The 24,257-nt window shown below is 59.7% G+C and carries 20 protein-coding genes; 15 read left to right on the forward strand and 5 right to left on the reverse strand.

All coding sequences use genetic code 11. The features are described from left to right. Positions 1–2 precede the first annotated feature (2 nt). The 8 genes from livM (at position 3) to ACP7B1_RS02230 (ending at position 10,937) form a co-directional block, all read left to right on the forward strand. Positions 3–1,427, forward strand: a complete 1,425-nt coding sequence (livM, locus tag ACP7B1_RS02195) for a high-affinity branched-chain amino acid ABC transporter permease LivM (protein WP_346307696.1) — start codon at positions 3–5, stop codon at positions 1,425–1,427. Continuing rightward, on the forward strand, positions 1,427–2,701 hold the full coding sequence (locus ACP7B1_RS02200) for an ATP-binding cassette domain-containing protein (RefSeq protein WP_346307695.1): 1,275 nt from the start codon (positions 1,427–1,429) through the stop codon (positions 2,699–2,701). The genes livM and ACP7B1_RS02200 overlap by 1 nt, the downstream gene beginning before the upstream one ends. Then, positions 2,701–3,450 carry an ABC transporter ATP-binding protein gene (locus ACP7B1_RS02205; protein ID WP_223613737.1) on the forward strand — a complete coding sequence of 250 codons (750 nt, stop codon included), beginning with the start codon at positions 2,701–2,703 and terminating at the stop codon, positions 3,448–3,450. The genes ACP7B1_RS02200 and ACP7B1_RS02205 overlap by 1 nt, the downstream gene beginning before the upstream one ends. A 62-nt stretch (positions 3,451–3,512) precedes the next feature. Continuing rightward, on the forward strand, positions 3,513–3,866 hold the full coding sequence (locus ACP7B1_RS02210) for a DUF6867 family protein (protein WP_346307694.1): 354 nt from the start codon (positions 3,513–3,515) through the stop codon (positions 3,864–3,866). 127 nt (positions 3,867–3,993) lie between these two features. Then, entirely contained in the window at positions 3,994–5,109 is a 1,116-nt protein-coding gene (locus ACP7B1_RS02215) for a branched-chain amino acid ABC transporter substrate-binding protein (protein ID WP_223613735.1), read from the forward strand. A 169-nt stretch (positions 5,110–5,278) separates the two neighbouring features. Then, a complete protein-coding gene (pyc, locus tag ACP7B1_RS02220) occupies positions 5,279–8,734 on the forward strand; it encodes a pyruvate carboxylase (RefSeq protein WP_426136370.1) in 3,456 nt (1,151 codons plus the stop codon). 203 nt (positions 8,735–8,937) lie between these two features. Beyond that, a complete protein-coding gene (locus ACP7B1_RS02225) occupies positions 8,938–9,720 on the forward strand; it encodes a DeoR/GlpR family DNA-binding transcription regulator (RefSeq protein WP_346307154.1) in 783 nt (260 codons plus the stop codon). A gap of 38 nt (positions 9,721–9,758) precedes the next feature. After that, entirely contained in the window at positions 9,759–10,937 is a 1,179-nt protein-coding gene (locus ACP7B1_RS02230; protein WP_346307155.1) for an MFS transporter, read from the forward strand. A gap of 1 nt (position 10,938) precedes the next feature. On the opposite strand, the gene ACP7B1_RS02235 is transcribed toward ACP7B1_RS02230, so the two are convergent. Further along, positions 10,939–12,060 (reverse strand): patatin-like phospholipase family protein, encoded by a 1,122-nt coding sequence (locus ACP7B1_RS02235; protein ID WP_223613731.1) that lies wholly within the window; start codon positions 12,058–12,060, stop codon positions 10,939–10,941. After that, on the reverse strand, positions 12,060–12,839 hold the full coding sequence (locus ACP7B1_RS02240) for a 3-hydroxybutyrate dehydrogenase (RefSeq protein ID WP_223613730.1): 780 nt from the start codon (positions 12,837–12,839) through the stop codon (positions 12,060–12,062). Before ACP7B1_RS02240 ends, ACP7B1_RS02235 begins: the two co-directional genes overlap by 1 nt. Before the next feature lie 216 nt (positions 12,840–13,055). Here ACP7B1_RS02240 and ispG point away from each other — a divergent pair, with 216 nt between their 5' ends. Continuing rightward, on the forward strand, positions 13,056–14,312 hold the full coding sequence (gene ispG, locus ACP7B1_RS02245) for a flavodoxin-dependent (E)-4-hydroxy-3-methylbut-2-enyl-diphosphate synthase (RefSeq protein ID WP_374042709.1): 1,257 nt from the start codon (positions 13,056–13,058) through the stop codon (positions 14,310–14,312). A 2-nt stretch (positions 14,313–14,314) separates the two neighbouring features. Here ispG and ACP7B1_RS02250 read toward each other — a convergent pair whose 3' ends face one another. After that, complete coding sequence (locus ACP7B1_RS02250) at positions 14,315–15,232, reverse strand: polyprenyl synthetase family protein (protein ID WP_346307156.1); 918 nt, start codon at positions 15,230–15,232, stop codon at positions 14,315–14,317. A 170-nt stretch (positions 15,233–15,402) separates the two neighbouring features. Between ACP7B1_RS02250 and mtgA the strand changes: the two genes are divergently transcribed. The 3 genes from mtgA to ACP7B1_RS02265 all read left to right on the forward strand — a co-directional run bounded on the left by mtgA (position 15,403) and on the right by ACP7B1_RS02265 (position 16,990). Next, complete coding sequence (mtgA, locus tag ACP7B1_RS02255) at positions 15,403–16,140, forward strand: monofunctional biosynthetic peptidoglycan transglycosylase (RefSeq protein ID WP_288193000.1); 738 nt, start codon at positions 15,403–15,405, stop codon at positions 16,138–16,140. A gap of 178 nt (positions 16,141–16,318) precedes the next feature. Next, positions 16,319–16,501 carry a 50S ribosomal protein L32 gene (gene rpmF / locus ACP7B1_RS02260; RefSeq protein ID WP_008121851.1) on the forward strand — a complete coding sequence of 61 codons (183 nt, stop codon included), beginning with the start codon at positions 16,319–16,321 and terminating at the stop codon, positions 16,499–16,501. Between the two features lie 84 nt (positions 16,502–16,585). Next, positions 16,586–16,990 (forward strand): hypothetical protein, encoded by a 405-nt coding sequence (locus ACP7B1_RS02265; RefSeq protein ID WP_105734368.1) that lies wholly within the window; start codon positions 16,586–16,588, stop codon positions 16,988–16,990. Between the two features lie 63 nt (positions 16,991–17,053). Here the strand turns inward: ACP7B1_RS02265 and ACP7B1_RS02270 are convergent, their stop codons facing one another. Both ACP7B1_RS02270 and phaR read right to left on the reverse strand, forming a co-directional pair. Continuing rightward, positions 17,054–17,491 carry a GlcG/HbpS family heme-binding protein gene (locus tag ACP7B1_RS02270; protein ID WP_223613726.1) on the reverse strand — a complete coding sequence of 146 codons (438 nt, stop codon included), beginning with the start codon at positions 17,489–17,491 and terminating at the stop codon, positions 17,054–17,056. 90 nt (positions 17,492–17,581) lie between these two features. Then, positions 17,582–18,193, reverse strand: coding sequence for a polyhydroxyalkanoate synthesis repressor PhaR (gene phaR / locus ACP7B1_RS02275; protein WP_105734372.1), 612 nt, complete (start codon positions 18,191–18,193; stop codon positions 17,582–17,584). A 273-nt stretch (positions 18,194–18,466) separates the two neighbouring features. Between phaR and ACP7B1_RS02280 the strand changes: the two genes are divergently transcribed. From ACP7B1_RS02280 to ACP7B1_RS02290, 3 genes are all read left to right on the forward strand, one after another. Beyond that, the gene (locus tag ACP7B1_RS02280; protein ID WP_403180438.1) at positions 18,467–19,651 is read left to right on the forward strand and encodes an acetyl-CoA C-acetyltransferase; all 1,185 of its coding nucleotides are present in this window, start codon (positions 18,467–18,469) and stop codon (positions 19,649–19,651) included. 130 nt (positions 19,652–19,781) lie between these two features. Beyond that, positions 19,782–20,507, forward strand: coding sequence for an acetoacetyl-CoA reductase (gene phbB / locus ACP7B1_RS02285; RefSeq protein ID WP_105734374.1), 726 nt, complete (start codon positions 19,782–19,784; stop codon positions 20,505–20,507). Between the two features lie 681 nt (positions 20,508–21,188). After that, entirely contained in the window at positions 21,189–24,245 is a 3,057-nt protein-coding gene (locus tag ACP7B1_RS02290) for a helicase-related protein (protein ID WP_346307842.1), read from the forward strand. The last annotated feature ends 12 nt before the right edge of the window (positions 24,246–24,257 follow it).

Genomic DNA, 24,257 nt, shown 5'->3' on the forward strand with positions numbered 1-24,257 from the left:
TTATGGCTGATATCCAATCTTCAGGACAGGATTCCGTCTACGTGAAAGCCGCCAGGGAAGCGGTGATTGCCGGAATCATCGCGTTCGGCCTGTTCTTCCTTGTCATTGGTTTCCGCACCGACCAGAACATCAACAATGAACTGGTTCTCGCCCAGCGCTGGGGCTTGCTGGCGATCTTCGTGGCCGTGGCTGCCATTGGGCGCTTCATCTTCGCAGCGTTCATTACGCCGTCGCGGGAACAGGCGAAGCTGGCCAAAAGCAAGGTGCCAGTCGCTGCCAAGATCGACCGCCGCTCGCTCAAGGCGACGGTGTCGCGGTTTGGCCTTGCCCTGCTTTTCACCTACCCCTTCGTCGTCATCCTGATCCTGGCGCTGATTCAGTTCGCGGTGACCGGACAATGGTCGTTCCAGAGCGGCGTGCAGGGCTCGCTCAAATATGTCGACAATTTCGGTATCCAGATCCTGATCTACGTCATGCTGGCATGGGGTCTGAACATCGTCGTGGGTCTCGCTGGCCTGCTCGATCTTGGGTATGTCGCCTTCTACGCGGTCGGCGCCTATTCCTATGCCCTGCTCTCCGCGCATTTCGGCCTGTCCTTCTGGCTGCTCCTGCCGATGGCCGGTATCTTTGCCGCCACGTGGGGCGTTGTGCTCGGCTTTCCGGTGTTGCGGCTGCGGGGTGACTATCTTGCCATTGTCACGCTGGCTTTTGGTGAGATCATCCGTCTTGTGCTGATCAACTGGACCGTTGTGACCAAGGGTACATTCGGTATCTCCGGTATTGCCAAGGCCACCATGTTCGGTATTCCCTTCACGCCGGGCCCCACCGGTTTTGCCGCCATGTTCGGCCTGCCGAACTCCGGCGTCTACTACAAGATTTTCCTCTATTATCTCATTCTGTTCCTTGCTCTCCTGACTGCCTGGGTGACGATCCGCCTGCGCCGCATGCCGATCGGCCGCGCCTGGGAAGCGTTGCGCGAGGACGAGATCGCCTGCCGGTCCCTCGGCATCAACACGACGACCACCAAGCTGACGGCTTTTGCCACCGGCGCGATGTTCGGCGGGTTTGCCGGGTCATTCTTCGCAGCCCGCCAGGGGTTCGTCAGTCCTGAATCCTTCGTGTTCCTCGAATCGGCGATCATTCTTGCCATCGTCGTGCTCGGCGGCATGGGATCGCTCATCGGTATCGCCATCGCGGCGGCGGTGATGATCGGCGGCACGGAACTCCTGCGCGAACTGGAATTCCTCAAGCTGATCTTCGGCAACGATTTTACGCCGGAGCTCTATCGTATGCTGCTGTTCGGTCTCGCCATGATTGTCGTCATGGTGTGGAAGCCGCGCGGATTTGTCGGTAACCGGGAACCGAGTGCCTTCCTGCACGAGCGCAAGATGATCTCCAGCGAGTTTACGAAAGAAGGGCACGGCTGATGGTTTCGGAAGTGCGTAACAATCCCAGCGCCGTGCTGCGCGTTGAACATCTCTCGATGAAGTTTGGCGGGCTTATCGCCATCAACGACCTGAACTTCGAAGCCAAGCGCGGGGACATCACCGCCCTGATCGGCCCGAACGGTGCAGGCAAGACCACGGTGTTCAATTGCATCACCGGATTCTACAAGCCGACCGAAGGCATGCTGACCATGACCCGCCAGAATGGCGAGGAATATCTTCTGGAGCGCATGGCCGACTTCGTCATCACCAAGAAGGCGAAAGTGGCACGCACATTCCAGAACATCCGGCTGTTCTCGGGGCTGACCGTTCTGGAGAACCTGCTGGTCGCCCAGCATAATCCCCTGATGCTGTCGTCGGGTTATACGATCCTCGGTCTTCTCGGCTTTCCCACCTACAAGAAGGCTGCCGCCGATGCGGTTGAGAAAGCCCGTTTCTGGCTGCAGAAGATCAACCTCATCGACCGTGCCGACGATCCGGCAGGCGATCTGCCCTACGGCGCCCAGCGGCGTCTCGAGATCGCCCGTGCCATGTGCACCGATCCGGAGCTTCTCTGCCTGGACGAACCCGCCGCTGGTCTCAACGCGCGTGAATCGGCGGAGCTGAACCAGCTGCTGCTGAGCATCCGCGATGAAACCGGGACCTCGATCATCCTGATCGAGCATGACATGTCCGTGGTGATGGAAATCTCCGATCACGTCGTTGTTCTGGAATACGGCACGAAGATTTCCGACGGAACGCCGGCGAGCGTGAAGAATGACCCGAAGGTCATTGCCGCCTATCTCGGCGTCGAGGACGAAGAGGTGGTCGAGCTGATCGAGCACGCAGCGGCGACCGGCGCTGATGATATCACGGCGGCCGTTGATCTTTTGTCCACGGAGGCCATCCAGGAAATCACGGAGACGCACCCCGAAGCGCCGGCTGCTGCAACCGCCGAAGTCGCGGCAAAGCCCGCCGGTCCGGCCATCAAGGCGGGAGCAACCGCCAATGCGCTCGCCGCACCGCGCGGCGGCACGCCCGACAATCTGACCCTGATCAAGGGGATTGGCCCGGTCAACGAGCGCCGGCTCAACGAACATGGCATTTTCCATTTCGACCAGATCGCGGCCTGGAAGAAGGCCGATGTGATCGCCGCCGAAGCCTATCTGGCGTTTGACGGGCGCATCGCGCGCGAAGACTGGATCGGCCAGGCCAAAAAGCTGGCGAAAGAGAGCCAGGGCAAACCGGCTGCGAAGAAGACCGGAGGGGCTAAGTAATGTCGGAAACACAAACTCTTCCGAGGACCGGGGCCCTTCTCAGCGTCGAGAACGTTGAAACCTATTACGGCAATATCCGCGCGCTCAGCGGTGTCAGCGTTCATGCGGATGCCGGTGAAATCGTCACGCTGATCGGCGCCAACGGCGCCGGAAAATCAACGCTGATGATGACCATTTTCGGTATGCCTCGGGCCCGCAAGGGCCGGGTGATGTTTGCCGGCCAGGACATCACGCAATTGCCGACCCATGAGATCGCGCGGCTGCGCATCGCCCAGTCGCCGGAAGGCCGCCGCATATTCCCGCGCATGACTGTGCAGGAAAACCTGCAGATGGGTGCCAGCCTCGACAATCTGGAGTTTTATGACGAGGACGTGCGCAAGGTTTTCGACCTGTTTCCGCGCCTGAAGGAACGCATCAACCAGCGTGGCGGTACCCTGTCGGGCGGTGAGCAGCAAATGCTGGCCATCGGCCGCGCATTGATGGCGCGTCCGCGCCTGCTGCTTCTGGACGAGCCGTCGCTGGGTCTTGCTCCATTGATCATCAAGCACATTTTCGAGGCGATCAAGGAACTGAACAAGTCCACGGGCCTGACGGTGTTTCTGGTTGAACAGAATGCCTTCGGCGCGCTGAAACTGGCGGATCGCGGCTATGTGATGGTCAATGGTATCGTGACGATGAGCGGATCGAGCAAGGATCTTCTCGCCAATCCGGAAGTGCGCGCCGCCTATCTCGAGGGCGGGCGTCACTGACAAAAATAGGACCGGCTTTCCAGCGGGTCTGGGAAATCCGGTGCTGCAAGGGGAATACTGCCATGCAAGGCATTTTGTACGAAGAACCCTCATTCTGGCTGTTTGTGCTGGTAACCTGCGTCATGGGTGGCTGGGCCGCATGGATGGCGGGCCGCGCCTGCGCCAAGACATGGCGTTCCTATACAATCCTGATCTTCTACATGCTGCTTCTCGGCATCGGCGTCCGCTTCATCCACTTCGCCCTGTTTGAGGGCACGATGGTGACGCTGCACTACTATGTCGTCGACACGATCGTACTGATCATCATCGGTACATTGGGCTATCGTTACACCCGGACAAACCAGATGGTTCAGCAATATCACTGGCTCTATGAAAAAGTTTCCCCCTTCTCGTTCAAGGAAAGAAAAGGGGCCTAAGCAATCTCGCTGACGCGAAATGAATCAGCGTGACAACCGCCGGAAAATCGGCAAATGTGGTCTTCAAGCGATGGGAAGATTTCATCGTTAGGGGTTTCGTAAGTACCTAGAAAATGGGAGTTTTCAAATGAAGAAGTCACTGTTCTCGGGTGTTGCTGTTGCAGCAATGCTCGCTTTGGGCGGTCACGCCTATGCTGATCTTCTGGTCGGTATTGGTGCTCCGTTGACCGGCCCCAATGCCGCTTACGGCGCGCAGATCCAGAAGGGTGCCGAAGCGGCCGCCGAGGTGGTCAATGCGGCTGGCGGCGTGAATGGCGAAAAGATCAAATTCGTTCTGGGCGATGACGTTTCCGACGCCAAGCAGGGCGTTTCGGTTGCCAACAAGTTCGTTGCCGATGGCGTGAAGTTCGTTGTCGGTCACTTCAATTCCGGCGTATCCATTCCGGCATCCGAAGTCTATGCGGAAAACGGCATTGTTGAAGTAACACCAGCCGCGACAAACCCTGTATTCACTGAACGCGGCCTGTGGAACACATTCCGCACATGCGGTCGCGATGACCAGCAGGGTGCCATTGCCGGTGCCTATATCGCCGAGCATTACAAGGATGCAAAGATCGCGGTCATCCATGACAAGACGCCTTATGGTCAGGGCCTTGCCGATGAAACCAAGAAGACGATCGAAGCAAAGGGCTTGAAGCCTGTTCTTTATGAAGGCGTCAACGTTGGCGACAAGGACTTCTCCGCACTGATCGCCAAGGCAAAGCAGGCCGGCGTTACCGTCCTTTATTGGGGTGGTCTGCATACCGAAGCTGGTCTGATCATCCGCCAGCTGGCTGATCAGGGCCTGAAGGTCAAGTTCATCTCCGGCGACGGCATCGTTACCAACGAGCTCGCAGCGATTGCCGGCGACGCCGTGGTCGGTACGCTCAACACGTTCGGTCCCGATCCGCGCAACAACCCGGCCAACAAGGAACTGGTCGAGAAGTTCCGCAAGGCCGGTTTTGAGCCGGAAGCCTACACCCTCTACGCCTATGCCGCCGTGCAGGCCATCGTCGAAGCAGCAACCGCTGCTAAGTCGAATGATCCTGAAACCGTTGCCAAGGCTCTGAAGGGAAAAGGCCCGTTCAAGTCGGTTCTCGGCGATATCTCCTTTGACGAAAAGGGCGATCCAAAGCTTCCAGGCTACGTCATGTACGAATGGAAGAAGGACAAGGACGGCAAGTACACCTACATCCAGCAGTAAGCCTTTCCGCTTGCTATCTCATGCGAAATGCCCGGCTCTCATGCCGGGCATTTTGCCGTTGGACATTTCACCGTCTTGTGATCAAATGCATTGTTTGCAGTGCAGCAATCGCCCCGCCAATAGGGTTTTACCACTCATATTGCCTGTATGAGATTTCGGAGTTTTCGCCTTGCCTATCAAGAAAATCCTCGTCGCCAATCGATCAGAAATCGCCATCCGTGTTTTCCGCGCCGCCAACGAGCTTGGCATGAAAACCGTGGCGATATGGGCGGAGGAAGACAAGCTGGCGCTGCACCGTTTCAAGGCGGATGAGTCCTATCAGGTCGGGCGCGGGCCGCATCTGGCCAAAGACATGGGGCCGATCGAAAGCTATCTGTCGATCGAGGAAATCATCCGCGTGGCAAAGCTGTCGGGCGCCGACGCCATCCATCCGGGCTATGGCCTCTTGTCCGAAAGTCCGGAATTTGCCGAGGCCTGCGGTGAAGCCGGAATTATCTTCATCGGACCGAAGCCGGAAACCATGCGCCGTCTCGGCAACAAGGTTGCTGCCCGCAACCTCGCCATCGAGATCGGCGTTCCGGTCGTGCCGGCAACCGACCCGCTGCCCGACGACATGGACGAGGTGAAGAAGCTTGCCGAGACGATCGGCTACCCCGTCATGCTGAAGGCATCCTGGGGCGGTGGCGGGCGCGGCATGCGCGCCATCTTCTCGCCGGATGATATTGCCCGTGAGGTTACCGAGGGCAAGCGCGAAGCCAAGGCCGCTTTCGGCAAGGATGAAGTCTACCTTGAAAAGCTGGTGCAGCGTGCGCGCCACGTCGAGGTGCAGATTCTTGGCGATACGCACGGCAATGCGGTGCATCTGTTCGAGCGCGATTGTTCGATCCAGCGCCGCAACCAGAAGGTAGTCGAGCGCGCGCCGGCGCCTTACCTCAACGAGGCGCAGCGCAAGGAGATTGCCGATTACGGCCTGAAGATTGCCGCGAAAACCGCTTATATCGGTGCGGGCACCATCGAATTCCTGATGGATGCCGACACAAACCAGTTCTATTTCATCGAGGTCAATCCGCGTATTCAGGTGGAACACACGGTGACCGAGGAAGTCACCGGCATCGATATCGTCAAGGCGCAGATCCGCATTCTGGAAGGCGCGACGATCGGAACGCCGGAATCCGGCGTTCCCGCGCAAAAGGATATCAAGCTGAACGGCCACGCGTTGCAGTGCCGCATCACCACGGAAGATCCCGAACAGAACTTCATTCCGGATTACGGCCGTATCACCGCCTATCGCGGTGCAACCGGTTTTGGCATCCGGCTGGACGGCGGCACCGCCTATTCGGGCGCGGTCATCACCCGCTATTACGATCCGCTTCTGGAAAAGATCACGGCGTGGTCGCCGACCGCTGACGAGACGATCCAGCGTATGCACCGCGCCTTGCGCGAGTTCCGTATCCGCGGTGTTGCCACCAACCTGACCTTCCTTGAAGCCATCATCACCCATCCGAAGTTTGCAGATAACAGCTACACGACGAAGTTCATCGACACGACGCCGGAGCTGTTCGCACAGGTGAAGCGCCAGGATCGCGCCACCAAGCTTCTGACCTATCTGGCCGACGTCACCGTCAATGGCCATCCGGAAACCAAGGGCCGTGCCACGCCGCCGGCTGAAGCGGCGCTGCCGCGGGTGCCGTTCATTGAGACACCGATCCCGGATGGCACCAAGCAACTGCTGGATCAGTTGGGGCCGAAGAAGTTCGCCGAATGGATGCGCAATGAAAAGCGTGCCTTGTTCACCGATACGACCATGCGCGACGGCCATCAGTCCCTGCTGGCAACGCGGATGCGCACCTTCGATATCGCCCGGGTGGCCGGCACCTATGCGCGTGCCTTGCCGCAGCTGTTCTCGCTGGAGTGCTGGGGCGGCGCGACGTTCGACGTGGCCATGCGCTTCCTGACGGAAGATCCATGGGAGCGGCTTGCGGAAGTGCGCGAAGCGGCACCGAACATCCTGTTGCAGATGCTGCTGCGCGGCGCCAATGGTGTTGGCTACAAGAGCTATCCCGACAATGTGGTCAAGTATTTCGTGCAGCAGGCCGCCCGCAACGGCGTCGATGTGTTCCGCGTGTTCGACAGCCTCAACTGGGTCGAGAACATGCGCGTCACCATGGATGCGGTGCTGGAAGAGGACAAGCTGTGTGAAGCCGCCATCTGCTACACCGGCGATATCCTGAATTCCGCCCGGCCGAAATACGACCTGAAATATTATGTCGATCTGGCGCAGGAAGTGGAAAAGGCCGGCGCGCATATCATCGCGGTCAAGGACATGGCCGGGCTGCTCAAGCCGGGCGCTGCGAAGGTGCTGTTCAAGGCATTGCGCGAGGCGACCGACCTGCCGCTGCATTTCCACACGCATGACACGTCGGGCATCTCAGCGGCAACCGTGCTTGCCGCCGTGGATGCGGGAGTCGACGTGGTCGATGCTGCCATGGATGCCCTGTCCGGCAATACCTCGCAGCCCTGTCTCGGTTCGATCGTCGAAGCCCTCAAGGGCACGGAGCGCGATCCCGGGCTTGATCCGGAATGGATCCGTCGCATCTCGTTCTATTGGGAGGCGGTCCGCACGCAATATGCGGCATTCGAAAGCGATCTGAAGGGGCCGGCATCGGAAGTCTATCTGCACGAGATGCCAGGCGGTCAGTTCACCAACCTGAAGGAACAGGCACGCTCGCTCGGCCTTGAAACACGCTGGCACGAAGTGGCGCAGGCCTATGCCGACGTCAACCAGATGTTCGGGGATATCGTCAAGGTCACGCCGTCATCCAAGGTCGTGGGCGATATGGCGCTGATGATGGTCAGCCAGGATTTGTCCGTCGCCGACGTGAAGAACCCGGACAAGGATATTTCCTTCCCGGATTCGGTGGTTTCGATGATGCGCGGCGATCTCGGCCAACCGCCGAAGGGCTGGCCCAAAGATATTCAGAAGAAGATCCTGAAAGCAGAGGAGCCATTCACCGATCGGCCCGGCTCACTGCTGGCACCGGCCGATCTCGTGGCCGAGCGCAAGGACATTGAGGAAAAGCTGGAGCGCAAGGTCAGCGACCAGGAATTTGCCTCCTATCTGATGTATCCAAAAGTCTTCACCGATTTTGCCGTGACGCACGGCACTTACGGTCCGACGAGTGTACTGCCGACACATGTCTATTTCTACGGGCTGGCGCAGGAAGAGGAAGTTTTCCTCGATATCGAGCGTGGTAAAACCCTGGTTGTACGCAATCAGGCGGTGGGTGAGCCGGATGAGAAGGGCATGGTCACCGTGTTCTTCGAAATGAACGGCCAGCCGCGCCGCGTGAAGGTGCCTGACCGCACCCGTGCGGGCAGCGTCGGTGTCCGCCGCAAGGCAGAGCTTGGCAATGACAAGCATGTCGGTGCGCCGATGCCGGGCATTGTGTCCACGGTCGGCGTCTCGGTTGGCCAGAAGGTCAATGCGGGTGACGTGCTCCTTTCCATCGAGGCGATGAAGATGGAAACGGCGTTGCGTGCCGAACGCGACGGGACGCTGGCTGAAATTCTGGTCCGTGCCGGTGACCAGATCGATGCCAAGGATCTGCTCGCCGTCTACGAGTAAGCGCCATCCGGTCCGCATAGCCCGCCGCGCCGTGCCCTTGAGTTCAATCTTGGGCACGGCGGGATGGATTTGTGCTGATGCCTGTTTGTGCACATATCGGCATAAACAGGCATTGAATAGTGCGCATATACGAAGTATGGTCGGGTCGTTGAATTCCGCAGCCGATGCGGAATGCGAGCGCGCACGTGCAGGGTATCCCCACAATGACCAAAGACCTGTCGCCAGAAGAGCGGAAGAGCATGATCCTCAAACGGGTCAATGAATCCGGCCGCGTCCTGGCGAATGCCGTTGCGACGGAATTCGGTGTGTCGGAAGATTCCATACGCCGGGATTTGCGCGAATTATCCGAAGCAGGGCTTGTCCAGCGCTTCCATGGCGGTGCAGCGCGCAGCAGTTCGAGCTTTCGCAGCTTTCAGCAGCGCGCCAAGGATGAAACGGCCGGGAAAAAGGCGGTTGCCGCTGTTGCCGCTGAACGAATTGCCCCGAATGCCACCATGCTTCTCGATTCGAGCACGACGGTGCTTGAGTTTGTGCGCGCCCTTCCGGTCAACCTGCAGATGCGCATCATCACCAGTTCGCCGGATATTGCCTCGGCCGCTCTCGACCATCCCCTGTGCGAGGTTATCCTTCTTGGTGGCACGCTGAATCGTTTCACCCGCAGCGTCATCGGGCAGTCGCCGCTTGCCGAAGTGCAGCTCATGCACGTCGATTACTGTGTGCTCGGCGCCTGCGCCATCGACGAGAGCCTGACGCTACGCGCCGAGAACTACGAGGACGCGCATCTGAAACTGGCCATGAGCAAGGCGAGCAATGAAGTGATGCTGCTAGCCACCGCTGAAAAGCTGCTGAAGCAGGCGCCCTTTGCCATTGCGCCCATCTCGGCCATATCGACGCTGATTACCGACAGAACCGCCGACCCGTCGATTGTTGAGCGGATTCGCAGCGTGGGTGTCGAAGTCGTCATCGCCGACAGACGCGGTGCGTGATGTCCATCCTGTCCGAAATTCAAGCTGGTGATAAAACTATGGATGCCTCCCTCTACAGGAAGAAAGCCGTCTATGGCCGCTGGGCCGTTGCCAGCGCTTTCTTTTTCAATGGATTTCTGATCGGCAGCTGGGCGCCGCAGATCCCCGTCTTCATGACGCGCCTGCACATCAGCGAGTTCACGCTCGGCCTGATGATCCTGGTGTTTGGCCTTGGCGCCCTGGCGGCGATGCCCTGGTGCGGCTACCTCATCGGCCGGTACGGATCGCGTGCGGTGGTCAAGGGCTTTGCCGTCTTCTGCAGCTTTTCCCTGCTCCTGGTGGCGCTGGCTCCGAATGTTTACATCGCGGCGCCCGCGCTTTTCCTCTTTGGCGCCGTCATCGGCGGCATGGATGTGGCCATGAACGCCAATGCCGTCGAGGTGGAGAAAAAACTGTCCCGCGCCGTCATGTCATCCTCACACGGGTTCTGGAGCCTTGGCGGCTTCGCCGGCGGCGCCCTCGGCGGCTTGCTGATCGAAGCACAGGGCCATCTGGTTCACGCGGCGGTGGTCACCGCCATTGCTATTGTTCTGGGGCTATCCGCATTCCGCTACATGATCACTGAAGATGCGCCGGTGGTGCATGAGAAAAAGGGCAAGCTGGCTTTCCCGACCAATCCGCTGATTTACCTGATCGGCATCATGGCGCTTTTCTCCATGGTTCCCGAAGGCTCTGTGCTTGATTGGGCGGCTCTCTACCTCAAGCAGGAGCGCGGTGCCGATATTGCCACGGCCGGATTTGCCTTCGCCGCATTTTCGGGAACGATGTCCGTCATGCGCTTTCTCGGCGACGGCGTGCGCAACCGCTTCGGTGCGGTGAAGACATTGCGCATTTCCGCGCTCATTGGTGCATCGGGCATGCTGGTTGCAAGCCTCGCGCCAAGCCCCTGGATCGCCATTCTGGCCTTTGCGTTTGCGGGGCTGGGCATCGCCAATATGGTGCCCATCGCCTTCTCGGCTGCGGGGAACCAGAAGGGAACGTCTTCGGGCGTTGCCCTCAGCCTCGTCACGCTGATGGGCTATTCCGGCATTCTGGTCGCGCCCTCGGCCATCGGCTTTGTCGGCGGGCGCACGGGGTTCGGTCCGGTCTATATGGTGCTGGCCTGCCTGCTCGTCGTGGTGTTCCTGATGGCCAATCTTGCCGCCAGCGCAGACCGCAACGAAAACCCGGGCAGCTGATCTATGCCCGGCGGCTTGCCGCGACCGCCGGTTTCTTGCGCTGCAGCAGAAAGTCGGTCACCCGCCGTCCGGCCTTGTGGGCTTTCAATCCGACATTCATTTCGGGAGAAAGTTCACCGGAAAGATCGAGTGTCGCGTGCTCGCCCACCGCATCGAAATGCTCTTCCAGCCAGTCATCGGCTGCGGCCTGACCAAGATCGCGCAGATATTCGAGGAAGGCCCATTCCGCGTTGATTTTCGATGAGGCCGCAAGGCCGGCCAACGCCACATCGGCATCGATACGGTGCATGCGGATATGCTTGTATTCGCCGTGTTCGATCCGGCCTGCATCGATCAGCGAATTGACGAAGGCAATCGAACGGAACTCACGCAGCAGCGCCGCATTGAAGGTGATCTCGTCGATACGGTCGGTGATTTCGCGGGCGGTCTTCGGCGCGCCGCGCCGTTCGATCGGGTTGATCTGGATAAGCAGCAGATCTTCGCTCTTGGTCGAATAGAAGAAGGGATAGAGCGCCGGGTTGCCGCCATAGCCGCCATCCCAGTAGGGTTCACCTTCAATCTCCACCGCCTGGAAAATATAGGGCAGGCACGCGGATGCCATCACCACATCGGCATTGAGCTCCGACTGGGAAAAGACCCGCAGGCGGCCGCTTTCCACATTGGTCGCCGAGATGAACAGCTTGAGTGCCGAGCAGGCTTTCACCCGGTCGAAATCAATCTCACGCTCGACCACATCCCGCAGGGGGTTAAGGTTGAACGGGTTGAACTCATAGGGTGAAAACATGCGCGAGAACTGCTCGAACAGATTATACCCGACGCCGTTCTCGACGGACCAGTTGCCGAAAAAGCGGTCCCACGGCGTGCGCTGAACCGGGCTGAACTGCCCGGTGCGGCCCACCGCCCGCCAGAACTCATAGAGCTTTTCGCGGGCGCCATCGGGACCGTTGCGGCTCCAGCCATCAGCCAGCGCGACAGCATTCATGGCACCGGCGCTGGTGCCGGATATGCCCTCGATGGTCAACCGGCCATCTTCCAGAATGCGGTCGAGAACACCCCAGGTGAAGGCGCCGTGCGAGCCGCCGCCCTGCAGCGCGATGTTGATGACTTTGGGTTTGTGGTTCATCACTGCGCCGTCCAGCCGCCATCGACGGAGATGGATGTACCGGTGATCTGCGCCGCCGCATCGCTGGCGAGAAACACCACCGTTGCGCCGATCTGGTCGACCGTGGCGAATTCCTTGGTCGCCTGCCTGTCCAGCATGACTTCGCGGATGACGGTTTCGCGGTCCATGTTGTGCGCTTTCATCTGGTCGGGGATCTGTGCTTCGACGAGCGGTGTCAGGACATAACCGGGGCAGATGGCGTTGCTGGTGATATGCTTTTCGGCGACTTCCAGCGCTACAGTTTTGGTCAGTCCGAGAATGCCGTGCTTGGCCGCCACATAGGCCGACTTGAACGGCGATGCGCGCAGGCCATGGGCCGAGGCGATATTGATGATGCGGCCCCATCCGGCCTTCTTCATATAGGGAAGCGCCGCAGCGGTGGTGTGGAACGCCGAGGTCAGGTTGATGGCGATGATCGCATCCCATTTTTCCGTCGGGAACTCGTCGACAGGGGCGACAAACTGGATGCCGGCATTGTTGACCAGCACATCGACGCTGCCGAATGCGGCGGCTGCCTGGTCGATCAGGGCACGGCATTCGTCACCCTTGGACATGTCGGCCTTGATATAGGCGACGCCGGTGGAATGCTGTGCGGCGATCTCCTTGGCAAGATCGTGGTCTTCCGGGCGGTCCGTGAAGGAATTGATCACCACATTGTAACCCGCCGCTGCGAGGGCGTGGGCGGAACCCAGTCCGATGCCGGAGTTGGAACCTGTGACGACTGCGGTCTTCTTGGCCATGAGAAACTTCCTTTGGTTTAACAACCGTGTTGAAGGCGTCTGGAATATATTGCATTGCAGCAAGAATACCAGCTTTGGAACGTGAACACTTTGTCATACGGTTCACTGTGGCGTGATCGGGAAGAGCATTTGCTTTGAATTTGCCGCGTTCATGTCACATGGTGTTGACACAAGGCGTTCCCTGCGCCACGTGAAGGGAATATCTGGAGTTTGACAATGTCTGACTATTATTCGCAGCCCTTTGCCCGCCGCGCCTCCGTTGGCGTCGATGTGGGCGGGGTCATGGTTGGCGGAGGCGCACCCGTTGTGGTGCAGTCGATGACCAATACGGATACAGCCGATGTGGACGGCACCGTTGCACAGGTGGCAGCGCTTTCCCGCGCGGGATCGCAGATCGTCCGCATCACCGTTGACCGGGATGAATCCGCTGCCGCCGTGCCGAAAATCCGCGAAAGGCTGGACCGGCTTGGCCTGAACGTGCCGCTGGTTGGCGATTTCCATTATATCGGTCACAAACTGCTGGCGGACCATCCGGCCTGCGCCGAAGCGCTGGCGAAATACCGCATCAATCCGGGCAATGTCGGCTTCAAGGACAAAAAGGATGCGCAGTTCGGCGCCATCATCGAAATGGCGATCCGCTATGACAAGCCGGTGCGCATCGGTGTCAACTGGGGCTCGCTCGATCAGGAACTGCTGACGGCACTGATGGACCAGAACCATGCGGCGGGCGCACCCCTGACGGCGGAACAGGTCACCCGGGAAGCCATTGTCCAGTCGGCGCTGATTTCCGCGCAGCTGGCCGAAGAAATCGGCCTGCCGCGCTCCAGGATCATTCTTTCCGCCAAGGTCAGCCAGGTGCAGGACCTGATCGCGGTTTATGCGGAGCTGGCGCGGCGCTGCGATCATGCGCTGCATCTCGGCCTTACCGAAGCCGGCATGGGCTCCAAGGGCATTGTCGCTTCCTCGGCAGCGCTCGGCATCCTCCTGCAGCAGGGTATCGGGGATACGATCCGCATATCGCTGACACCAGAACCGAACGGTGACCGGACACGGGAAGTGCAGGTGGCGCAGGAATTGCTGCAGACCATGGGCTTTCGCCAGTTCATTCCGATTGTCGCGGCCTGTCCCGGTTGCGGGCGGACCACATCCACCGTGTTTCAGGAATTGGCGCAATCGATCCAGAGCGATATTCGCGACAACATGCCGGTCTGGCGCGAGAAATATCCCGGTGTCGAAGCGCTCAATGTCGCGGTGATGGGCTGCATCGTCAACGGGCCGGGCGAATCCAAGATGGCGGATATCGGCATTTCACTGCCGGGAACCGGCGAAACGCCGACGGCTCCGGTCTTTGTCGACGGCAAGAAAGTGGCGACCCTGCGCGGTGCGGGCATTGCCAAGGAATTCCAGAAGATGGTTGCCGATTATATCGAAAACCGCTTCGGCCAGGGTGCAGGCTCGCACGCGGCCGAATGATTCTAGCTCTGCCGCTCGGCGATGAACCGCGCGGCCTGCTTGAGCAGGGCAGCCTTTTCGCCGAAGGGCGCAAGCAATTCCTCGGCCTGTGCCACCAGCCCGCTCAACTGGCGCTTGGTCCAGTCGATCCCGTGCAGTGAAACCAGCGTGGCCTTGCCCGCCGCCGCATCCTTGCCGGTGGCTTTGCCCATATGGGCAGCATCGGCGGTAACGTCGAGCAGATCGTCGGCCAGCTGAAAGGCAAGACCAATGGCCGAGCCATATTCCGCCAGCCGTTCGCGATCCCGGGAATTGGCATTGCCGATCATGGCACCGGCCTCGCAGGCGAAACGGATCAGCGCGCCGGTTTTCATGGCCTGCAAGCGGATAATGCCGGCCTCGTCGGGCTTGACCTTTTCCGCTTCCAGATCGAGCGCCTGGCCGCCGGTCATGCCGCCGATACCGGCAGCGCGTGCCAGTGCCGTCACCAGTGCAACCTTGGCGCTAGGATCAAGTTCCGTCGCCTCGGCAGCAATCAGTTCGAACGCGTAGGTCAGGAGGCTGTCACCCGCAAGGATGGCGGCCGCCTCGTCGAACTTGCGATGCACCGTCGGCTGGCCGCGGCGCATATCGTCATTGTCCATGGCCGGAAGATCGTCATGCACGAGCGAATAGCTGTGGATGCATTCCAGCGCCGCCGCTACCCGCAAAGCCGCGGGGGTGTCGGCACCGAAGAGAGCGGCACTTTCCAGGACGAGGAAGGGGCGCAGACGCTTGCCGCCATTGAGAACGCCGTGCCGCATCGCTGCCATGAGGCGGGGCGGACGGCTGATCTCACCGTCTTGCGGCTGATCCGAGAGCAGGCCCGTCAGCAGCGTTTCCACCGAGGCGGCGCGATGCAGCAATGTCATCTGAAACAGGGAAGTGTCTTGATCTGTCATCATGATCTGGCAATGAGCGAAAAATCGGCGCCCGGTCAATGATTAGATGCGCTGCTTTTGCATTTTTGCCTTGTTGTCATTGTGAACATGGCCGGAATGGCATGGAAATGGTTCCCTTTGGCGGATGGTTGCTCTATGTCCATGGTGGGCTTTCAACGCAGGCGGCGGGTGTGACACGGGTTCTGGTCAGAAACAAAAGAGGCGGAGGCTATCTGGTCAGTCCGGGCGGCTCGCCTTTGGGGCGCATCGTGCGCTACCTGATTCTGGCGGGTATCCTCCTGATGATGATCCCCATCATCCTGCTCAGCCTGTACCGGCTGCCGTTCGTGCATCCCGTTTCCACCTTGATGGTGAAGGACCTCGTGACTTTTTCCGGTTATGACCGGCGCTGGGTGTCACTGGACGAGATTTCCCCGGTGCTGGTGCATTCCGTCATGATGTCAGAGGATGCGCGGTTCTGCTTTCATTCGGGCGTCGACTGGGATGCGATGAACCTGGTTGTGTCCGATGCGATGGATGGCGAGCAGACGCGCGGTGCGTCGACGATCACGATGCAGACCGCCAAGAACCTGTTCCTGTGGAACAGCCGGTCTTTCATCCGCAAGGGCCTGGAAATGCCGCTGGCGATGATGACCGATCTGATCCTGACCAAACGGCGGGTGATGGAAATCTACCTGAATATTGCCGAATGGGGCCCGGGCATCTACGGCATCGAGGCGGCGGCGCAGCATCATTTCAAGGTGAGTGCGGCAAGGCTGACACCGCGGCAGGCGGCCTTTCTCGCGGTGACCCTGCCCAACCCGATCGCGCGCAATCCGGCGCGGCCGGGGCAGGGGTTGCAAACGCTGGCAAGGCTCAATGAACGGCGTGCGCGGGGCGCCGGTGCGTATATTGGTTGTGTCAAATAGACCCTCTATCGGCGCAAATCCCGGCATATCGGCATTTGCGACAAAAAATATGCGACTCATGCTGGTCAAAAGCTCTCAAGCCGTGTATAGCCCCAGCCGAACTTTCCGGAATTTTGTCCATTGTGACAGGCTCGATCGGGCCAGCGCCGGATTTTGACTGATTACTGGAGCAGGAACAATGGCTGTACCTAAAAGAAAAACTTCTCCGTCGAAGCGCGGCATGCGCCGTTCCGCCGACGCGTTGAAGGCCCCGACTTACGTCGAAGACAAGAATTCAGGCGAACTGCGCCGTCCGCACCATGTCGATCTGAAGACCGGCATGTATCGCGGCCGTCAGGTTCTGACGCCGAAAGAAGGCTGATCCCTTCCTGGATTTCGTGATAAAGAGGACCGGCCTTGTGCCGGTCTTTTTTTGTTTATGACATGCTGATGGGAGACAGATGCCGTGATTTCCAATATTCCATTGATGATCGTGCCGCTTGTCGTGTTCAATCTGGTGGTTGCCGGATTGACGGGTATCGGCGGCGCCGATCCGTGGGCAACGCAGCTCTATTCCATGCAGATGCTGTCGGGCGGCGTATGGCGGATGACACTGGGCGACCTGATGATCGTGCTGTCGCTGGCGTTGCTGTTCTTCGAGATCATGAAGTCAACGCGCACGAGCAATGCCTCGGTGGTTGACCATCTCCTTTCGACCTTCGTGTTCGTGGCATTTCTGGTGGAATTCCTGCTGGTTCCCAGCGCCTCGCATTCGCTGTTCTTCATTCTGATGGCGATGGCTTTTTTCGATATTCTGGCGGGATTCACCGTTTCGCTGCGCTCTGCCGGGCGCGACGTCAACTTCCGCTGACATCATGCAAAACCCCCGGCAGAGGAGGCCATCTGCCGGGGTTTGATGTTGCTGGGCCGATGATCAGCTCTGGCCGCCGTCGGCGATGAAACCGGCCGCCTGAATACCGGCGATCGCTGCAATCTCGTCATTGTCGGAAGTGTCGCCGGTGATGCCGACCGCGCCGAGAAGCTCCCCCTTGGCATTCTTGATGAGAACGCCGCCTGCCACCGGGATGACGCGCCCGCCCGACGCCGCCACCAGCCCTTCGACGAAGTGCGGGCGTTCCTTGGCGAATTTTTCAACGGTGCGCGAGCCGGTGCCGATGGTCAGGCCGCCGAACGCCTTGCCGAAGGCGATCTCGAAGCGCAGCAGGGAAGCGCCGTCCTGTTTCTGGAAGGCCTTGAGGTGGCCGCCGGCATCGAGCACGGCCACCGAGAGCGGACGCATGCCGGCCTCGGTGCCCTTGGCAAGCGCTGCCTTGATGATGGTGTTGGCTTTGGAAAGTGAGAGTTGGGCCATGGTGTCCTCTTGGGTTCGTATGGTCATGGAATGCAAAAGCCGATCCGCCGCGCGAGCCGGATATTCAGTCAAAAACGGATGTGGCCTGGATTATTTGTCGAGGGAGTCCAGCTTGCGCTGCATGGCGGCGATCTGCTCTTTCAGTTCGTCCAGCCCGGTATCCTTCTTGGCGGTTTCGGCGGCGGGTGTTTCGTCGGCCTCGGCCGCTCCGGCCGTCTTGTTCAGCGGGAATGGCGTGAACATGCGCATGGCGTGCTGCAGCATTTCGGTGTTGCGGCGAACCTGCTCCTCGACGAGCTTGACCGGCGCACTGATGTTCATCATGTCGATCGGCGATTTGCCGAAGGCGGCCGAAAGCTGCTCGCGCATGCGCTCCTGTTCCTTGGCAAAGGCACTCATGGACTGTTCGAGGAATGTTGGCAGCACCACCTGCATCTGGTCGCCGTAATAGGCGATGAGCTGGCGCAGGAACGGAATCGGCAGCATGTTCTGCCCATCCTTGTTTTCCAGCTCGAAGATGATCTGGGTCAGGACGGAATGGGTGATGTCTTCTCCGGTCTTGGCGTCCTGAACGGTGAAATCCTCATTGCGCTTCACCATCTCGGCGAGATCTTCCAGCGTCACATAGGTGCTTGTGCCGGTATTGTAGAGGCGCCGGTTGGCATATTTTTTAATGACGACGTCGCCGGTTTTTGCTGCCATCAGAGAACTCCCCAACTCATGTCATCAGACTCAAATGGTCTGAATTTGCGTGCCCGCTTACTGATATATCCACGAGGATAGGGGGAAAGCGGCACAAATCAAAGTGATTTGTGCGCCGCATCCATCGCGCAGATCATTCTCGCCTTTCTCTGCCTTGCAGGCGATAAATTTGGCTTCGCGGCGAATGCCCCTTGTCAAACTGCCGCAGGGAGGGAATTCTGTTCGGGAAGCCAAGCTGAATGAATTCAGCATCTCAATGATAAGGAGACGTCTATGACCCAATCCATCGTTATCGCCAGTGCAGCGCGAACCCCCGTGGGGTCGTTCAACGGTGCTTTTGCCAACGTCCCGGCCCACGAACTCGGCGCTGCTGTGATCAAGGAAGTGCTGAGCCGCGCCGGTGTCGATGGTGCCGATGTCGATGAAGTGATCATGGGCCAGGTGCTCAGCGCCGGCGAAGGGCAGAACCCGGCCCGCCAGGCGGCCATGGAGGCAGGCATTCCGCAGGAGGCGACAGCCTGGGGGCTCAACCAGCTTTGCGGCTCCGGTCTGCGCGCCGTGGCCCTCGGCATGCAGCAGATCGCAACCGGCGATGCCGATATCATCGTGGCGGGCGGACAGGAATCCATGTCGATGGCGCCGCATTGCGCGCATTTGCGCGGCGGCGTGAAGATGGGCGATTTCAAGATGATCGATACGATGATCAAGGATGGCCTGACCGACGCTTTCCATGGCTACCACATGGGCAATACCGCCGAGAACATCGCCCGCAAGTGGCAGTTCACCCGCGAAGACCAGGACAAGTTCGCCCTTGGCTCCCAGAACAAGGCGGAAGCCGCGCAGAAGGCGGGCAAGTTCAAGGATGAAATCGTGCCGTTCACGGTCAAGACCCGCAAGGGCGACGTGATCGTTGCGGATGACGAGTATATCCGTCACGGCGCGACACTCGACTCCCTAGCCAAGCTGAAGCCTGCTTTCGACAAGGAAGGCACCGTTACCGCAGGCAATGCCTCCGGCCTCAATGATGGTGCGGCTGCCGTGGTGCTCATGAGCGAGGACGAGGCCAAGCGCCGCAACGTCAAGCCGCTGGCCCGCATTGTTTCCTGGGCAACGGCCGGTGTCGACCCTGCCATCATGGGCACGGGTCCAATCCCTGCGTCACGCAAGGCGCTGGAGCGGGCCGGATGGAAGGTGGAGGACCTTGATCTGGTCGAAGCCAACGAAGCCTTCGCGGCGCAGGCGCTTTCCGTCAACAAGGATCTCGGGCTCAATCCCGATATCGTCAATGTCAATGGCGGTGCCATCGCCATCGGTCATCCCATCGGCGCTTCCGGTGCCCGGGTGCTCAACACACTGCTTTATGAATTGAAGCGCCGCAATGGCACAAAGGGCCTTGCCACGCTGTGCATTGGCGGCGGCATGGGCATTGCCCTGTGCGTTGAGCGCGTCAAGGACTGATCTGCAAGAATGAGCACGGGTTCGGCGTTTGTCGAACCCGTGTTCCGGCAGCACTAAATTTCCAGGCTGCTGCCACGTCTCTTTTTCAACAACACTAACTTTGATCCAACATGAATTAGGGAGGGGAAATATGACCAAAACGGCAATCGTTACGGGCGGAACACGTGGTATCGGCGCAGCCATATCCGTGGCCCTGAAAGCGGCAGGGTACAAGGTCGCGGCAAATTACGCCGGCAATGACGACGCGGCGAAGAAATTCACGGAAAAGACCGGTATTGCCACCTACAAGTGGGATGTTTCCAACTATGAAGAGTGCGCTGCCGGTATTGCCAGGATCGAGGCCGATCACGGCCCCGTCGCCGTGCTGGTCAACAATGCGGGCATTACCCGCGACGCCATGTTCCACAAGATGACCCCAGGTCAATGGGGCGAAGTGATCAACACCAATCTGACCGGCCTGTTCAACATGACCCATCCGGTATGGACGGGGATGCGTGACCGCAAATTCGGCCGCGTGATCAATATTTCTTCGATCAACGGACAAAAGGGCCAGGCCGGGCAAGCCAATTATTCCGCGGCCAAGGCCGGAGATATCGGCTTTACCAAGGCGCTGGCGCAGGAAGGCGCGCGCGCCGGCATTACGGTCAATGCCATCTGTCCCGGTTATATCGGCACGGAAATGGTGCGGGCCATCGACGAGAAGGTGCTCAACGAGCGCATCATTCCGCAAATCCCGGTCGGACGTCTGGGCGAACCGGAAGAAATCGCGCGCTGCGTGGTGTTCCTCGCCTCTGACGATGCCGGCTTCATCACCGGCTCGACGCTGACAGCCAATGGCGGGCAGTATTTCAGCTGATCGGAAGCAAATCAAAAGACGCCGCGGGCTGGAAACAGCCGGCGGCGTTTTCGTTTTGTGCGGCGGCGCTTCGGATATTCGCGGCCAAAGGTTAACGGCGTTTCCTGAATCTTGTCCTATTTCCTGCCCATGCGTTCGGGGATTGGTGCGACTCCCGCGCCTTCAGCACAAGATGTAGCCGTGAACAAAACAGGAAAGTGGACAAAGCGCTGATTCGTCGCTGATTCGTTCTTCCTTTGATCGGAGTGTTAATAAAACGGAGCGCCCGGGCCTTGGATTCCTTAACTAACTATAAGGAAATATTGCGATTTTCTTAACAGAGCAAAAAATCGTTGACGGCGGACCGCCCGCTTTTGCGCGGAAAAGCCAAAGGTTAACGGCGGTGGACCGATTCGTTGAAATCCTGTTCCCGCTGATTCAGCATCTTGTGCGACTCGCACCCGGGAAAGCTAGATGTGGCCGTGAACAAAGCAGGAATCTGATCCTATAGCTGATTCGTCGCTGATTCGTTCTGCTCGCGTTCTGTTTCTTAATGGAACACTCCGTGAATCGGTTCGCAATTGTTTATCTTGAGGTCGCCGCATACTTTCTGTCTGATGCCGATAATGCTATCGGATAGTGCATGCCCGGCATGCCTTGCTGGTTCTGGTGAGGCCGTCGTGCCGGTGTTGGATATTTTTGATGAACCTTATGCCTACTCCCGAACTTCCCTTGATCCTGAGCGGTCGTGACGTCACCGCCGTTCTGGGGCCGACGAACACGGGGAAGACTCACCTCGCTATTGAGCGGATGCTGGCGCACCAGACGGGCATGATCGGCCTGCCGCTGCGCCTGCTGGCGCGTGAAGTCTACAACCGTGTTGCCGAACGGGTAGGGCTTGCCAATGTCGCGCTGATCACCGGTGAGGAAAAGATCATGCCGCCCGGCGCGCGCTATGCGGTGTGTACCGTCGAGGCGATGCCGCGCCAGACGGATATGGATTTCGTTGCCATCGACGAGGTCCAGCTTGCCAACGATCTGGAGCGTGGCCACATCTTTACTGACCGCATCCTGCATCTGCGGGGCCGTCAGGAAACCTTGCTGCTTGGTGCGGCCACCATGCGCGGCATACTGGAAAAGCTGCTGCGCGGCATCTCCGTCGTCACGCGTCCGCGCCTGTCCAATCTGACCTATGCCGGCTCGAAAAAGATCACGCGCCTGCCGCCGCGCACCGCCATCGTGGCCTTTGCCGCGGATGAGGTTTATTCCATCGCCGAACTTATCCGCCGCCAGAATGGCGGTGCCGCCGTGGTCATGGGGGCCTTGAGCCCGCGCACCCGCAATGCCCAGGTGGATCTCTACCAGTCGGGCGATGTGGATTATCTGGTCGCCACCGATGCCATCGGCATGGGGCTCAACCTCGATGTCGATCACGTGGCTTTTGCGCAGGACCGCAAGTTTGACGGCTATCAGTTCCGCGATCTGTCGCCGGGCGAAATCGGCCAGATCGCCGGGCGCGCCGGGCGGCACCTGCGCGATGGCACGTTTGGCGTGACAGGTCAGGTCTCCGGTTTTTCAGAAGAACTGGTGCAGCGCGTGGAATCGCATGCCTTCGATTCCGTCAAGATTTTGCAATGGCGCACCGCCCGGTTTGATTTCTCCAGCCTTGATGCACTGAGACGGTCGATCGACACACCCGCACCGGTGGAGGGATTGACCCGGGCACTGCCTGCCGTGGATCAGCAGGCGCTTGAATATCTGTCGAAAGATCCGGATATCGCGCCGCTGGCCAACACGCCGGAACGGGTGGCCCTCCTGTGGGATGCCTGTGCGTTGCCGGACTACCGCAAAATTGCACCGGCGCAGCATGCGGATATTATTGCATCGATCTATACAGATCTCGTCGAACATGGTCATGTTAACGAAACATACATGGGCGAACAGGTGCACCGGGCTGATACGACCGACGGCGATATCGATGCTTTGTCGCGGCGGATTGCCCAGATCAGAACTTGGACTTTTGTGTCGCATCGGCCGGGATGGCTGGCAGATCAGGCACATTGGCAAGAAAAGACGCGTGAAATTGAGGACAGATTATCAGATGCACTGCATGAACGGTTGACGAAACGCTTCGTAGACCGCAGGACAAGCGTGCTTATGAGGCGCCTGAGAGAGAATACAATGCTAGAAGCCGAAATTAGCCCTGCCGGGGACGTTGTTGTCGAAGGGCACCATGTTGGACGTTTGGATGGATTCCGTTTCACCACGGACAGCCAGATCGATGGAACCGATGCAAAAGCCGTGAAGGCCGCTGCACAAAAAGCCTTGGCGACAGAGTTCGACAATCGCGCCGAGCGCTTTGCCGCTTCCGCGAACGGCGACTTTGCCCTGGGATCGGACGGGACGCTGCGCTGGATTGGCGCTCCGGTCGCCTCGGTCGTCTCGGGTGAGCAGCCATTGAAGCCCCGAGCGGTGTTGCTGGCCGACGAGCAGCTGACGGGACCGGCACGCGACAAGGTCGCTGCGCGGGTTGACCGCTTCCTCGCCCATCATGTGGATACGGTGCTCAAGCCGCTGGTTGATCTTGCCAACGCGGATGCGCTGGTCGGGATCACGCGGGGACTGGCGTTCCAGCTCGTCGAAAATTTTGGCGTGCTGCAGCGCCGCGATGTGGCTGAAGATGTCCGCGGCCTCGATCAGGATTCGCGCGCGGCCCTGCGTCGTCTGGGCGTGCGCTTCGGCGCCTACCATGTCTTCCTGCCTGCATTGCTCAAACCAGCGCCTGCAGGTCTGCTGACGCTGCTATGGGCGCTCAAGGAAGATGCCAAGGATCGTCCCGGCTATGGCGATGTGGTGCAGGTTCTTTCCGCAGGCCGCACGTCGGTTGTTACCGATCCGGCCTTCGATCCGGCCTTCTATCGCCTCGCGGGCTACCGGCTGCTCGGACGCCGTGCCGTGCGCATCGATATTCTCGAGCGTCTGGCCGATCTCATCCGTCCGGCACTGGCATGGAAGCCGGGAAGCGGAACACGGCCCGACGGTGCCTATGACGGCACGCGTTTCGTCGTCACCCCGGCCATGATGTCCATTCTCGGCGCAACAGCCGACGATATGGAAGAAATCCTGAAGAATCTCGGCTACCGCTCGGAAGCAACCGATGCAGCCGTTGTGTCGGCCAAGGTTGCCGAACTCGATGCGGTTGCTCAGGCACCTGCCCTGCAGGAAACGGCTGCCGCTGCGCCGGAAGGTACCAAATCGGTGCCGGCGGCCGAACCGGTTGGTGATCCGATCGTCAAACCGGTTGTCGAGGCTGTGGCAGCCGTTGCGGTTGCCGAAGAAGCGCCTGCGGCTGCTGCTGAAACCGCAACTGCTCCAGCGGCGGAAGAAGCACCCAAGCCGGTGCTGCTCTGGCGCCAGGCTCCCCGCTTCGAAGGCCGCAACAACAACCGCCGTCCACAGGGCGGACGCGAGAATCAGCGTGAACCGCAGGCCCGCAATGGCAACAGCCAGGGCGAGGAGCGTCAAAGCCGTCCGAACCGCAATGCCGGTCCGCAGGGCGAGCGCGGTGAGCGCAAGGATTTCCGCGGCAAGGGCGGCAAGCCCGGCGGCGGCGACCGCTCCCGGCAGGAAGGCGGCAAGCCCTCCGGCAAGCCGCAGAATCACGGCAAGCGTCCGGAGCGGGAAGAACGCCCGGTCAAGATCGACATGGACTCCCCCTTCGCCAAGTTGCTGGCGTTGAAGGAGCAGATGAAGAAGTGAGGGTTTGACCCT

Origin of the sequence: Phyllobacterium sp. SL163, assembly GCF_049896885.1 — a bacterium.
GTDB classification, from domain to species: Bacteria; Pseudomonadota; Alphaproteobacteria; order Rhizobiales; family Rhizobiaceae; genus Phyllobacterium; species Phyllobacterium calauticae.

Bases quoted from the DNA above. Each gene is read 5' to 3' on its own strand.
- livM (WP_346307696.1), top strand. From the start codon at position 3: ATGGCTGATATCCAATCTTCAGGACAGGATTCCGTCTACGTGAAAGCC.
- ACP7B1_RS02200 (WP_346307695.1), top strand. From the start codon at position 1,427: ATGGTTTCGGAAGTGCGTAACAATCCCAGCGCCGTGCTGCGCGTTGAA.
- ACP7B1_RS02205 (WP_223613737.1), top strand. From the start codon at position 2,701: ATGTCGGAAACACAAACTCTTCCGAGGACCGGGGCCCTTCTCAGCGTC.
- ACP7B1_RS02210 (WP_346307694.1), top strand. From the start codon at position 3,513: ATGCAAGGCATTTTGTACGAAGAACCCTCATTCTGGCTGTTTGTGCTG.
- ACP7B1_RS02215 (WP_223613735.1), top strand. From the start codon at position 3,994: ATGAAGAAGTCACTGTTCTCGGGTGTTGCTGTTGCAGCAATGCTCGCT.
- ACP7B1_RS02225 (WP_346307154.1), top strand. From the start codon at position 8,938: ATGACCAAAGACCTGTCGCCAGAAGAGCGGAAGAGCATGATCCTCAAA.
- ACP7B1_RS02230 (WP_346307155.1), top strand. From the start codon at position 9,759: ATGGATGCCTCCCTCTACAGGAAGAAAGCCGTCTATGGCCGCTGGGCC.
- ACP7B1_RS02235 (WP_223613731.1), bottom strand. From the start codon at position 12,060: ATGAACCACAAACCCAAAGTCATCAACATCGCGCTGCAGGGCGGCGGC.
- ACP7B1_RS02240 (WP_223613730.1), bottom strand. From the start codon at position 12,839: ATGGCCAAGAAGACCGCAGTCGTCACAGGTTCCAACTCCGGCATCGGA.
- ispG (WP_374042709.1), top strand. From the start codon at position 13,056: ATGTCTGACTATTATTCGCAGCCCTTTGCCCGCCGCGCCTCCGTTGGC.
- ACP7B1_RS02250 (WP_346307156.1), bottom strand. From the start codon at position 15,232: ATGACAGATCAAGACACTTCCCTGTTTCAGATGACATTGCTGCATCGC.
- rpmF (WP_008121851.1), top strand. From the start codon at position 16,319: ATGGCTGTACCTAAAAGAAAAACTTCTCCGTCGAAGCGCGGCATGCGC.
- ACP7B1_RS02270 (WP_223613726.1), bottom strand. From the start codon at position 17,491: ATGGCCCAACTCTCACTTTCCAAAGCCAACACCATCATCAAGGCAGCG.
- phaR (WP_105734372.1), bottom strand. From the start codon at position 18,193: ATGGCAGCAAAAACCGGCGACGTCGTCATTAAAAAATATGCCAACCGG.
- ACP7B1_RS02280 (WP_403180438.1), top strand. From the start codon at position 18,467: ATGACCCAATCCATCGTTATCGCCAGTGCAGCGCGAACCCCCGTGGGG.
- phbB (WP_105734374.1), top strand. From the start codon at position 19,782: ATGACCAAAACGGCAATCGTTACGGGCGGAACACGTGGTATCGGCGCA.
- ACP7B1_RS02290 (WP_346307842.1), top strand. From the start codon at position 21,189: ATGAACCTTATGCCTACTCCCGAACTTCCCTTGATCCTGAGCGGTCGT.